Origin of the sequence: Mycobacterium sp. E3298, assembly GCF_001666895.1 — a bacterium.
GTDB lineage: Bacteria > Actinomycetota > Actinomycetes > Mycobacteriales > Mycobacteriaceae > Mycobacterium.
This window is the reverse complement of the sequence record NZ_LZJB01000341.1, coordinates 1-12,399: the sequence shown is the minus strand read 5'-3', so window position 1 is coordinate 12,399 and position 12,399 is coordinate 1. Positions and strand designations below refer to the sequence as shown.

11 protein-coding genes and 1 tRNA gene are annotated in these 12,399 nt (G+C 68.0%); 6 read left to right on the top strand and 6 right to left on the bottom strand.

Annotated elements, in window-relative coordinates:
* Positions 1-466: 466 nt before the first annotated feature.
* From A9X05_RS15910 to A9X05_RS15900, 3 genes are all read right to left on the bottom strand, one after another.
* The gene (locus A9X05_RS15910; RefSeq protein ID WP_255369162.1) at positions 467-1,939 is read right to left on the bottom strand and encodes a hypothetical protein; all 1,473 of its coding nucleotides are present in this window, start codon (positions 1,937-1,939) and stop codon (positions 467-469) included.
* Between the two features lie 116 nt (positions 1,940-2,055).
* Positions 2,056-2,628 (bottom strand): dCTP deaminase, encoded by a 573-nt coding sequence (gene dcd / locus A9X05_RS15905; protein WP_067749071.1) that lies wholly within the window; start codon positions 2,626-2,628, stop codon positions 2,056-2,058.
* Positions 2,629-2,662: 34 nt separating this feature from the next.
* Entirely contained in the window at positions 2,663-3,319 is a 657-nt protein-coding gene (locus tag A9X05_RS15900) for a hypothetical protein (RefSeq protein WP_197499082.1), read from the bottom strand.
* A gap of 184 nt (positions 3,320-3,503) precedes the next feature.
* Between A9X05_RS15900 and A9X05_RS15895 the strand changes: the two genes are divergently transcribed.
* From A9X05_RS15895 to A9X05_RS15885, 3 genes are all read left to right on the top strand, one after another.
* Positions 3,504-3,577: transfer RNA gene (locus A9X05_RS15895), tRNA-Gly, on the top strand.
* 315 nt (positions 3,578-3,892) lie between these two features.
* Positions 3,893-4,729 (top strand): carotenoid biosynthesis protein, encoded by an 837-nt coding sequence (locus A9X05_RS15890; RefSeq protein WP_067782563.1) that lies wholly within the window; start codon positions 3,893-3,895, stop codon positions 4,727-4,729.
* A 211-nt stretch (positions 4,730-4,940) separates the two neighbouring features.
* Complete coding sequence (locus A9X05_RS15885; RefSeq protein ID WP_067749069.1) at positions 4,941-6,278, top strand: lipase family protein; 1,338 nt, start codon at positions 4,941-4,943, stop codon at positions 6,276-6,278.
* Positions 6,279-6,282: 4 nt separating this feature from the next.
* Here A9X05_RS15885 and mtnA read toward each other — a convergent pair whose 3' ends face one another.
* Positions 6,283-7,248, bottom strand: coding sequence for an S-methyl-5-thioribose-1-phosphate isomerase (mtnA, locus tag A9X05_RS15880; protein ID WP_067749059.1), 966 nt, complete (start codon positions 7,246-7,248; stop codon positions 6,283-6,285).
* 22 nt (positions 7,249-7,270) lie between these two features.
* On the bottom strand, positions 7,271-7,828 hold the full coding sequence (locus A9X05_RS15875; RefSeq protein WP_231969253.1) for a cutinase family protein: 558 nt from the start codon (positions 7,826-7,828) through the stop codon (positions 7,271-7,273).
* 189 nt (positions 7,829-8,017) lie between these two features.
* On the opposite strand from A9X05_RS15875, the gene A9X05_RS15870 reads away from it, so the two are divergent.
* Entirely contained in the window at positions 8,018-9,421 is a 1,404-nt protein-coding gene (locus A9X05_RS15870; RefSeq protein ID WP_231969249.1) for an MFS transporter, read from the top strand.
* A 64-nt stretch (positions 9,422-9,485) separates the two neighbouring features.
* On the top strand, positions 9,486-10,913 hold the full coding sequence (locus A9X05_RS15865; RefSeq protein ID WP_231969247.1) for an MFS transporter: 1,428 nt from the start codon (positions 9,486-9,488) through the stop codon (positions 10,911-10,913).
* Positions 10,914-10,971: 58 nt separating this feature from the next.
* Here the strand turns inward: A9X05_RS15865 and A9X05_RS29830 are convergent, their stop codons facing one another.
* The gene (locus tag A9X05_RS29830) at positions 10,972-11,112 is read right to left on the bottom strand and encodes a DUF4926 domain-containing protein (RefSeq protein WP_082950310.1); all 141 of its coding nucleotides are present in this window, start codon (positions 11,110-11,112) and stop codon (positions 10,972-10,974) included.
* Between the two features lie 268 nt (positions 11,113-11,380).
* Here A9X05_RS29830 and A9X05_RS15860 point away from each other — a divergent pair, with 268 nt between their 5' ends.
* The gene (locus A9X05_RS15860) at positions 11,381-12,202 is read left to right on the top strand and encodes an Ig-like domain-containing protein (protein WP_067782560.1); all 822 of its coding nucleotides are present in this window, start codon (positions 11,381-11,383) and stop codon (positions 12,200-12,202) included.
* The last annotated feature ends 197 nt before the right edge of the window (positions 12,203-12,399 follow it).

Genomic DNA, 12,399 nt, shown 5'->3' with positions numbered 1-12,399 from the left:
CGCCGGTGCACGTCCCCGAACCGCCACAGACCGGCGGCACGGGGCCCCAGTGGCCGCCGCACCAGACTCCGCCCGGGCAGGGCTCGTCCCCGCCCCCCAGCAGTGGCACGGGTGGTTCCGGCGGTGGGCATGTGCCGCCTCCGGACACCGGTGGTTCCGGCGGTGGGCACGTGCCGCCTCCGGGTAGCGGCACGGGTGGCTCCGGCGGTGGGCACGTGCCGCCTCCGGGTAGCGGCACGGGTGGCTCCGGCGGAGGGCACGTGCCGCCCCCGGACACCGGTGGTTCCGGCGGTGGGCACGTCCCGCCCCCGGGTACCGGCCCCGGCGGCTTGGGCGGCGGGCACGCCTCGCCCCCGGGCGACGGCGGCTTGGGCGGCGGGCACCTCCCGGCCCCAGGTTCCGGCGGCGGCGGCAGTACGCCCAGCGGTCCGGGTGGGCTGTTCGGCGGCGGACCTCTCGGTGGCGGTCACGGCAGTGGCGGGCCGATCGGGGGTGGGGCCCCCGGAGGCGGCTTCGGCATCCCGGGCGGAGTCTGGTGCGGCGGCCACTGGGGCCCCGTGCCGCCGGTCTGTGGCGGTTCGGGGACGTGCACCGGCGGTTGGGGCAGCACAGGTGGCGGGGCCGACACGTGCGGCGGCCCCTCAATCACCGGCGGCGTCAGCACCGGGTTGGGAACTGGTACGCGGATCGGGGGCAAGATCACCGGCGCGATCGGGGGGACCACGACGGGAACCGGCACCACCGGAGCCGGGGCCGCGGGAATGGGCGGCGCCGCGGGCGGCGGAGGGGCCGCCGGCAGCGGCGCGGCGAACTGCGGAGTCATCGGCTTCGGTGCCGCTACCGGCTCGGGCAGGTTGAGCTTCGCCGCCGGGGCCGACGCCTGGACGGGGGCAGGCGCCTCCTGCGTCGGCACGATCAGGTGCTGCCCGGGGGTGGGCTGCAGCGCGACGGTGCCGGTCGTGCGGATGCCGATCGCCAGCGCGATCCCGAGCGCCAGCACCGCGCTGATGCCGGCGACCGCCAACCCGCTTCCGATCAGCAAGGCCGGCCGGCGCCGCGGTTCGCTTTCTTCGGGCATAAAGAGCTTCTCGATGACGACGGTCGGCGAGTCCGCGTCCTCGTCCGGTACCGCGCTGTAAGCCCGCTCGTCGTCGACCGCCTCGGGCCCGAACGGCACATAGAGGTATTCGGGCAGCGAGTACTGGTCGACGGCACCGGTGCCGGGATCTTGGGCGTATGCAAGCGCGGCGGTCGACGAGGCGAACAGCGGCGCGTTGGCCGAGGCCAGGGCGGCGCCGCGGGCCAGCGCCGTCTCCGGCTCCTCCGGCACGCTCACCGCGAGGGAGGTCGCCGTCTGCAGCGCCGGCTTCAGCGGGGCGATGTCGACGCCCGAGCCGACCACCAGCACGCCGTCCGGCGCGGCCTCCAGCTTTTCCAGCCCGGCGATCATGCCGCCGAGCTGGGCGGCGGCCTGGTCGTAGGAATCGGCATAGATCGGCTGCTTGTAGACGTCGGGAATCGAGCCGTCGGAAGTCTCGACGACCGCGAGCGTCGCGGTGTCGGGCTCCACGAACATCACGGCCGTTCGCTCGTAACCCATTGCGCCGCCGACGTTTTGGGCCAGCGCCGTCGCCGCCAAAAAGGCGGACACCAACATGACGTTTTCGATGCGGTAAGCGGCAAGCGCGTCGCGCAGCGCCGCCGCCTCGAGCTGGTCGGTCCAGGTGACACCGATGGACGACACCTCGAGCCCGGCGTCGGCCGCGCCCTCCCGGGTGCCCAGGATCGCGGCGAGCACCTGGTCGGACGCGCTCGCGGTGGCCGCCTCGTCGGCGGCGGAGACGTCGAAGACGTCCTCTTCCACGGTGGCACCGTCGGCGTATTCGCCTTCCAGGACAACCATTTGGATCGATGCCGGTGCCATCGACACCCCGAGCACGATTTCCAAGACAACCCCTCCAAAGGTATTGCGAGGCGAACCACGGCTAGGCGGAGGAAAAAAACCATGGCTAACTAAGTATCGCGCAGAAAGGGGGCGCGGGCGGCCCGCAGAACCTATGTAGACCTTATGAAGTTCTGATAGGAGCGCGACGGCGTGGGTCCGCGCTGGCCCTGGTACTTCGACCCAACTTGCGAACTGCCGTAAGGGTGTTCGGCCGGGCTGGTCAACCGCAGGATGCACAGCTGACCGATCTTCATGCCCGGCCACAGCGTGATCGGCAGGTTGGCGACGTTGGACAGCTCCAGCGTGATGTGGCCGCTGAAGCCCGGATCGATGAAGCCGGCGGTCGAATGCGTCAGCAGCCCCAGCCGGCCCAGCGACGATTTGCCTTCCAGCCGGCCGGCGAGGTCCTCGGGCAGGGTGAACAGTTCCAGCGTGGAGCCGAGCACGAACTCCCCCGGATGCAGCACGAACGGCTCGCCGTCCACGGGTTCGACCAGCGTCGTCAGCTCGTCCTGCTGCTTCGCGGGGTCGATGTGGGTGTAGCGGGTGTTGTTGAAGACGCGGAACATGCAGTCCAGGCGGACGTCGATGCTGGACGGCTGCACCAGGGCGTCGTCGTACGGGTCGATGCCCAACCGGCCTGCGGTGATTTCGGCCCTGAGGTCGCGATCGGAGAGCAGCACGCGACGAGCCTATCCGCTGCTCGCCGTCGCGCGGTCAGTCGGCGAGATACATCTCCCCACCCTTGGGGTACCCCCCGCCGGTGGTGGTGACGTGGACGTGGTCGTAATGCCCGAGCCGGCTCGGTTGCGCGCCGCCCGGCGTGTAGTAGACGCCGCGCCAGATCGCGTCCTGGATCCCGAAGCGTTTCGCGTTACTCATGACGTACGCGACGATCTCGTCGCCCAGGGCGATCCCGTCGGCGCTCTGCGGGTTGGGGATCATCACGTCGATCGCCAAACCGAGCGGGTGCCAGGGCAGCGGATCCGGTCGCACGCCGCCCATTTCGTGGATCTGGGGGAACTTTGCGGTGATGGCGCGCGAGACCAGGATCGTCCTCACCTGGAGGCCCTGTTCGGGGGTAAGCCCGGCCGGCAGGAACCGGGATCGGGTGTGGTACCTGGACGCCGCGAGGGGCGCATCCATGCCGTCGCCGCGGGACACATCCGACGCCAGCACAATCCCCACCGGCTTTGCCGGCACGATTTCTAAGCAGCACTCTGAGGCGTCGCCAATAACGGGTTGCGCGATGGGACGGGGCACGAAAGGCGCGTCATCGCCGGCCGCCGCGAAGAACACCGCAGCCGGGGCCAGCGCCCCTGCCAGGAGCAGCGGCGATTTACGGCGCTTCTTGGCTAAGCTGTGCCGACCCACCCCAGGCACATTACGACATGATCACGAAAGAATAAACACACGTCTTCGAATTTGCAGGACAGCGGCCATTTCCGCGGCGGCGGGCATTTGTGCGGCAGGGTCGACGCCCGCGGTCGGGTCGCTGGTGGCCGCCCTACTCGCCCAACGGATCCGCCGCCGGATGCTAGCCTTCGTTGTCGACAGCGCCGATGTAGTTCAATGGCAGAACATCAGCTTCCCAAGCTGAATACGCGGGTTCGATTCCCGTCATCGGCTCCACGTTTGAACATGGCATATAGCCCGGTTCCCGCCCCGGCGAGGCCGGTTGTCCCCCGACGGGTTCCCTTAGTTCGTCACTGAAATACCGCGAGCATCGGCACTGCCTCATGCCGCCGAATAACTGGGATCCGCAACTCCGGGCGATAGCGTGAGCAAACAAGAATCGGCGTGCGTCGGGCGCCGAACAGCACGGCTAGGAGGGTGCGCAAGGTGACCAGTGAAGAGACCACCCAGCGAGCGCCAGCCGTTACGCAGACGCGATCGTCTCGCCGAACGGGGGCACGGTGGCAGATTCTCTGGGCATCGTGTTGGGTCTTGTTGTTCCTCACGCTGGTCGCCGCGCTGGTTATGGCGGTGCGTCCGTCGCTGGCTGCGCAAGCCGGGGCCGCCCAATTGGGCTTTCTCGTTCTGTTTGTCGTCGTCCATGCGTGGCTGGGCTACTTCGCACGAGGCATGGCCGCATTCGTCGCCATCGCCGGCGTTGTTGCGTTCGCAATGGAGGCAATCGGTGTCGCGACCGGTTTCCCGTTCGGCTCCTACACCCATCACCTGCCCGGTCCGAAGCCCCTGGGCGTTCCCCCAGTGGCCATCGTCAGCTGGATCATTTTCGGCTGGCTGGCCTGGGCACTGGCCCGGGTGATCATGCGACCCGCTCCCGATGTGGCCGTGGGTGGCGCCGAACGCTTTACGACGCCCATCGTGGCGACGTTCATTCTTGGGGGTTATGACCTGGTAAACGACCCCATCGGTGCGACGGCGCACGACTGGTACTCCTATCACCACCCGACCGGCGCGCTGGGAGTCCCGCTGACCAACTATCTCGGCTGGCTGCTGACGGGCTGGCTGATCTTTCAGCTCGTAGCGCTCGTCGAGGCGCGATTCCCCGGGAGCCCCGCCACCCGAACCCGCCCCTATTGGCTGCTGCCGTGCCTGTTCTGGCTTTCCACCGCCACTCAGGTCTTCGCCGCCCTGATCCACCCGCCGGACGGCGTTGCGGTCCGCGGCGGCAAAACCATCCAGATTGCCGACGTGTACGAGTCAGGCGCATCGGCAGCGTTATTCACCATTCTTCTCACGGGAATCATGGCGCTGGTACGCCTCTACAGTCGCCAACCGTCAAAGATCCCTCATTACTGTACAGAGGAGGCCTGATCGTCGGTGGGTGGGGCCGCAACCGCCCGACTGGTGCGACGGCCCGCGCCAGCGCGTTTCTCGGAAACTGGATGCCCACCGAGCTCGCGCCTTAAATTCGGCGGGAATTTCGGATGGCCGGTGGTTGACAAACCGGTACCGCGGGTAATGGCTAACTCGGGGCCGCGTGAATGCGTGCCATCAGCGATACGCCGAGGGAGTCGCCACGCCAATGGACAACTCTTCCGCCACACCAGTGCGCGTCAGCAGCAGCGCGCCGCACGACGCGCTGCGCCGCGGCGAACGGCCGATCACCCCCGACGATGACCCGTTCTACCGGGCGCCACTGGGATACGAGCACGAAGAGCCGGGGACGGTGTTGCGCTCGCGCGACGTGGAGATCGGATTTCTGGGTCTCATCAGGCAACGAGTGAAAGCCACTCAGTTGCTGTACCGCACCACGAATCTGCACGAAGAACCGGAAGTGGCCGTGACGACAGTGCTGGTCCCGGCGCAGCGCGAGTCAGACGTCGCTTATCCGGTGCTCTCCTATCAATGCGCGATCGACGCTGTGGCGTCGCGCTGTTTTCCCTCGTTCGCCATGCGGCGCGGCGCGGGACCGATCGGTGCGTTCGTCCAAGCCGAGTATTTGTTGGTGACGGCCGCGCTGGCCGAAGGCTGGGCGGTTTGCGTACCCGACCACGAAGGCTGCCATGGCATGTGGGGCGCTCCGGTCGAGCCCGGCTATCGGATTCTGGACGGGTTGCGGGCCGCGATGCGGTCCGGGCGCTTGGAATTGTCGCCGTCCGCACCGGTGGGTCTGTGGGGATATTCAGGGGGAGGACTGGCGTCGGCGTGGGCGGCCGAATTGTGTGAGCGATATGCACCGGAGCTCAATATCGTTGGCGCCGTTCTCGGTTCGCCCGTCGGCGACCCGGGCAGTGTGGCGCGCCGCCTCAATGGCAGCTTCTTCGCCGGTCTCGCCGCACTGATGATTTCCGCATTGACGCAAGTCTTTCCCGGCGCGCAAAGGGTCGTCGATGAGCACGCGACCGACGAGGGCAAGGCGTTGCTCGACGAGTTGCAGACGATGGCGACTGCCCAGGCGGTATGGCACTTCCGCAACGTCGACATCGGGTCCTACGTCGACATGACGGCCGACGAGCTGTGGGACTTGCCCGAAGTGCGCCACATCTTTGACGAGACCAAGCTCGGCAAGTCGGGGCCCAAGCCTCCGGTGCTGGTCGTACAGGCGGTGCATGACGGAATCATCAGCGTCGACGATGTCGACGCACTGGTGGCTCAGTATGAACGCAACGGCGTGTCGGTCACCTACCACCGCGACCGGTTCTGTGGGCATCTGCTGTTGCATCCACTGTCGGCGCCCATGACGCTGAGGTGGCTGCGCGACCGATTCACGGACCGGCCGATCAACGAGCACAGAATCCGCACGGTGTGGCCGACGCTGTTCAACCCCTCGACCTACCTGGGCATGGTCAAGTTGGGCGTCATCACGGCAAAGGTAGTCCTCGGGCGCAGCGTCGAACGCCAACCGCTGTCGACGACGTGAGGGGTTACGGCGCGTAACGCCCGTGCTCGGTGACGACGGCGGTGATCAGTTCGGCCGGGGTCACGTCGAACGCGGGGTTGTAAACGTCGGCGTCCGGCGGCGTAACGACGGCGCCGCCGAACGTCCGGACCTCGTCGGGCGCGCGTTCCTCGATGACGATGTCGGCGCCGGTGGCGAGCGAACTGTCGACCGTGGACGACGGCGCGACGACGACGAACGGCACGTCGTGATGGCGCGCCGCGATGGCCAGGCCGTAGGTGCCGATCTTGTTGGCGACGTCCCCGTTGGCCGCGATCCGGTCCGCGCCGACGAGCACGCAGTCGACGAGGCCCCGCCCCATCGCCGCCGCCGCGGCACCGTCGGTCTGCACCCGGTATGGCACGCGGGCCCGCGCCAGCTCCCACGCCGTGAGCCGGGCACCCTGCAACAGCGGCCGCGTCTCGTCGACGAGCACCGACTCGACCAGTCCGCGTTCGTGCAGGTGCCAGACGACGCCGAGCGCGCTGCCCCACGCGACGGTTGCGAGGTGGCCGGCGTTGCAGTGGCTGAGCAGGCGCAGCGGACGGCGATCACACACGGCGAGAACGACTTCGGCGGCATGTGCCGAGGCGACGCGGTTGAGGCGTTCGTCCTCGTCGAGAATCTCCAGCGCCTCGGCGAGCACGGATTCGGCGCCGGCGTCGAGCTTCTCGAGCGCGCGCGCCACCCCCCAGCTGAGGTTGACGGCGGTCGGCCGCGCCTTCGCGATCCGTTCGGCCGAGGCGCGCACGTCGCCGCCCTCGCGGGCCGCGAGCACCACGCCGAGGGCGCCCGCGGCGCCCAGCGCCGGCGCCCCGCGCACGGCCAGCCGGCGGATCGCGTCGATCAGCTCGTCGACGGTGCGCAGCGTCAGGACGCGATAGTCGGCCGGCAGCGCCGTCTGGTCGATGATCGTGACCGCGTCGCCGTCCCAGTCGATGGTCCTGCGCACACAGGTGACCCTAGCCGGGGGCCTACAGCCTGCCCGCCACGAAGCCCGCGGCCTGATCCACCAGACCGGAGCCGATGTAGGAGGGCTGCAGGTGCGCCGGCCAGCTCGTTCCCCTGCCACAGATGGGGTCACCGGCCGCGCACTGGTCGATTGTCTTGCCCGCGAACGCCGGTCCGACACCGTGGGTGCCGTTGCCGAACAACGCGACCGCCGCGACGTGCCGGTCGGTCCCCGGTGGCAGCCCGCCCCACAACGCGCGGTCCACCACCTCGGCGCCCAGCGAATAGCCGCCAAGCACGATCCGGGTGTTGGGGCAATCCCTGGCCATGGCTTGCACGTGGGCACTGATGTCGTTGGCGCCGCCTCCGGTGGTGATGTTGGCGGGATAGTTCACCCCGTACACCCCGATCGACTTATTCGTCTTGGCGCGCAGCGAATTGACGAGCGCGTCGCCGACCGCGCCGACGCCGGGAGGTTCCTCCCGGCCGCGCGCGAAGACCACCTCCGCGTCGGGGCACGCCGCCGACGCCAGCGGCACCGACGAGATGGGGAGGGGAGCAGCCGCCGGCCCAAGCGCCATCGCGCCGGCGACGATGACAACGGACGGCACGCTCGCGACGAGCCTCATAACGCGATATTACGGAGTTTCTCGAGGCGTCGCCGATGCTTTGTGTGCGCTGTGACCGCCCCGAGCGACATGGCCTCGCGGTACGCGGCAGTCCGCCGAATCGGCGGATAGATAGGAGTCACCGGCCGTATCGTCAAGCCCGTGAATCTCCGCGCGCACGGGCGGCACCCGCGCTGGATCATCGCGGCGATCTCGATGGCACTGTTCTGCGTGCAGATCGATTACTTCGCAATGAACCTCGCGTTGCCCCGCATGGCGTCGGACCTGCACAGCACCACGACCGATCTGCAGTGGGTGATCAGTGTCTACATGCTGACCCTGGGCGCGTTCATGGCACCCGCCGGCCGCATCGGCGATATCTTCGGTCGCCGCCGCACGCTGCTCGCCGGGATCGGGTTGTTCGCAATCGCGTCGGTGTTCTGCGCGGTCGCGCCATCGGCGCCAGTCGTTATCGCGTTCCGGGCCGTGCAAGGCCTCGGCGCCGCCCTGATCTTTCCGGTGTCCGTGAGCGTCCTGACCAATACGTTGCCCGCCGAAAGGTCTGGTCGCGCAATCGGACTGGCGTATGGCATCGCCGGCCTGGGCAACGCTGCCGGCCCCCTGGTGGGCGGGTTGCTGACCCAGACGCTCGGGTGGCGCTCGGTGTTCTGGATGCTGGTGCCACTGTCGGCGATCTCGATCGCCATCGGCGCGAGAACCATCCCGGAGACCTCCGACACCAGCGTGCCGCGACGGGTGGATCTGGCTGGCCTGGCGCTGATCACGACTGGGATAGGGCTGTTCACCCTCGCCTTCGACCGAGCGCCGAACTGGGGGTGGTTGTCGCCGCCGGTGATCGGCGTATTCCTTGGCTCCGTTGCCTTGTTGGTCGGGTTCGTCGCGGTCGAGACGCGCGTGCGCTTCCCCCTGATCGACCTGTCGCTGCTGCGCAAGCCCCGCTTTACCGTCCTGGTCGTCGCCGGTACGGTCGCCAACATCGCGTACGTGGTGACCGTATTTCTCGCCACGCTGAATCTCCAACAGGTTCGGGGCCTCGACCCGCTGACGGCCGGCTTGGCTTTCCTGGGCCCATCGGTCGGCGCGGCGCTCGGTGGTCCGGTGTCCGGACGCCTGGCGTCGCGCAACGCGCCCTTCGCCGTCATGGGCATCGGTTGCACCGCGGCGGCGGTATCACTCGGCGTCCTGGCGTCCGCCGACAGCTTCGCGGTGTATCTCGCCGCGCTCAGCGCGTGCGGTTTCACCATGGGCCTGGTCTACGCGTTCACCACGGTGGCGACTCAGGCCGTCGTCGCGCCCGAGCGGGCCGGCGAAGCCGCGGGCGTCACGCTGACGTCCCTGGTCACTCTCGCGGGCGTGGGGGTGGCGGTCTCCAGCAGCGCGCTGGAGATGTTGCAGCACCACGGCGTCGGCATGGGTCACGGCATCCAAGTCATCCTCGCGGTCAGCGCCGCGCTGCTGCTGCCCGCGGGCCTGGCCGTGCTGAGCGTCGCCCGCGTAAAGACGCCCGCATCGGATTCCACGATGGCCGCGGGACAACACAATTAACCGATGTGTCGACTATGGCGCGGCATGCGAAGGGGGTCCGACGGTGGTCGGTGAAAGCTCGGCGGTGACAACTGCTGACGGCGACGGGGGCAAGGAGCTTTCGTCCTCGCGAACCGCCGTCATGGTGGCCGCGTTGGCATTGTCGGTGATGTCGTTCATGCTCAACGCGACCATGCTCGGCCCCGCGATCCGGGACATCAACACCCATCTCGGTCCGCACGCATACGCGTCGATGTCCGCCTACTTCTATCTCGCCGGCGCGATCGCAAACGTGGTCTTGATCCGATGGAGCGACTTCATCGGCCGCAGGCGCGTCCTGGTCGGCATCCTCACTCTCGTCTGCATCGGCACGTTGTTGTGCATCCTGGGCACCTCGCTACAGGTGGTGGTCGCGGGCCGGGTGTTGCAGGGATGCGCGAACATCACGTACGGCCTTGCCTTCCTCATCATGCGAGAACACCTGAGCGACAAAGCCTTCGGCATCTGCTGCGGTGTCATCTCGGCGATCAACGCGGGGGTGGCCGGGGTCGACGCGCTGCTCGCCGGTGTCCTGGTCGACCGCTTCGGCTATCGCTCCATCTTCGTCCTGACGTTGGTGGTCGGCATCGCCGCCGTCGCGCTGTGCCGGCTGGCCGTCCCCGCAGACGAACGCGGCCGCAAGAACACGGGCCGAATGGACTGGGCGGGTGCCGTCCTGATCGCGCTGACGGTCGCCGGGCTGAATCTCTATGTCTCCAACGGCGAACATCTGGGCTGGTCCGCGCCGCTCATGCTCGGCTGCCTTGCCGCGTCCATCGCCGCCTGCGTCGCGCTCGTGGTGGTCGAGAAACGAGTCGCGACACCGTTGATCCACATCGACCAGATGCGGTCGCGCTACTCGTGGCCGTTGATCGTCGTGACCATTCTCGTCTTCGGGTCGTTCATGGTGGTGCTCAGCTACATCGTGCCGTCCCTCGCCGAGAACGACCGCGTCGGCTTCGCCGCCAGCGGACAGCTCACGGCCCTGCTGTTCATCACTCCCGGCGCGCTGGCCCAACTTCTCACTGCCCCTTTGATCGGGCGGCTCGCCGCCCAGATCGGCTTCGTGACGGTGTTGCGCGCGGGTCTGGTCGGTTCCGTGGCCGTCACCGCCGCGCTTGCGGTGTTCACGTTCGACAAGATGGCGGTCGTCGCCCTCATGGCGGTGTTCGGCGTGGCGCTGGCGGTCGCGCTCACCCCGATGAGCGCGCTCGGCGTCCTGCAAGCGCCCCCGGACGAGCCGGGTTCGCTGCCGGGGATCGCCAACGCCTCCTACGGCATCGGCGGCTCACTGGGATTCGCTTGGGCGGGAACGGTTGTCGGAGCCGGCACCCAAGCGGGTTACCAGTCGGCGTTGTGGGTGTGCGTCGGCATCGGCGTCGTCGCGGTCCTGGCGAGCCTCGTGTTGAAACCGCGGTCCGTGGCCTCGCCCGCCGACACGCCGAGGACGCGTCAAGCGGTTGACTCCGTGTGACTGACCTCCGCCAACTGCTGCGGCGACGCATCCGATATTTCGGCCCAACCTTGAGCTGCTAGCCACCCGAAGCTGGCCGCCACACCACTTCCAGGTCATCTTCGGCGACGGTGACCAAGGCTCGGGTAATGCCGTCGGCGTCGCAAAATTCCACTTCGTAGGCGCGCCGGGCGCCTTCTGAGCCGGTCGTGTAGTCCATGTCGACCCCCCTCGTGAACCGACCGGCAGGTCGTGCTCCGGTACCGGCCGGCACAAGCGGACCACGTCGTATTCCTGAGGTCTCAACATCCTCCCCTCTCTGGACCTGCAGAACGCCCGTCCCACCTTGCATATTTCCGACCTAAACCCCCGTGGCCGAACCGTGACCGAGGCGTGGCCAAATGCTAACGCGCCCTTGCGCTTCCGCTGGTCATCCGGGATTTACGATCCTCCTATTACAACTATGTCAGTTAAAAGGAATCGGAGCCATGCGAGCGGTCGTTCGGTGTGTTCTTGCGGTGGGTGGGATCGCTGTAAGCGTGGTTGCGGGCCCGGCGGGGACCAGCATGGCGGCGGCCAGCCAGCCGCATGAATTCGCGGTCGCGTCGGTCCTGCCGGCGCGGGACGCGACGGTGGGCGTGGCCCACCCCGTCGTCGTGACGTTCGACGCGCCGGTCGGGAACCGGCACGCCGCCGAGCGCGCCATCGGCGTCAAGTCCTCACCGCCGATGACCGGCCGATTCGAGTGGCTCGACAACAAGGTCGTGCAATGGGTTCCGGACCACTACTGGCCGGCGCACAGCACGGTGGCCCTCGCGGTGGACGGCCGCTCCACGGAATTCAAGACCGGCCCGAAGGTCGTCGGCGTCGCCAACATCACCGACCACACCTTCAAGGTGAGCGTCGACGGAGTCGACGCGGCCCCACCGCCAACTCCGCACCACCGACCCCACTTCGGCGAAGAGGGTGTGTTGCCCGCGTCGATGGGTAGGCCCGAATTTCCAACGCCGGTCGGCAACTACACCGTCTTGTCGAAAGAGCGCTCGGTGCTTATGGATTCGAGCAGCGTCGGCATCCCTGTCGACGACCCCAACGGCTACATGCTCAACGTCGATTACGCCGTCCGCATCACCAACCGGGGCCTCTTTGTGCACTCCGCCCCATGGGCCGTCCCGTCGCTGGGGCTGGAGAACGTCAGCCACGGCTGCATCAGCCTGAGCCCCGAAGACGCCGAGTGGTACTACAACACGGTCGATGTCGGCGACCCGGTGATCGTCAAGCAAGACCTGTGGGAGCGGCCGCCTTCCTGAGCGGCGCCCGTGCCCGATCGCTTTGAGCGCGAGGGCTTTTCGGTTCGGTAACCTGCGTCGAGTGTGAGGTTGGTTTCACGCTCGCGGTCGACTGTGAAACTAACTTCACGCGCGGCGGGGGGTTCACGCTAGGCAGGTGGGACGGGCGTTCTGCAGGTCCAGAGAGGGGAGGATGTTGAGAACTCAGGACTACGACG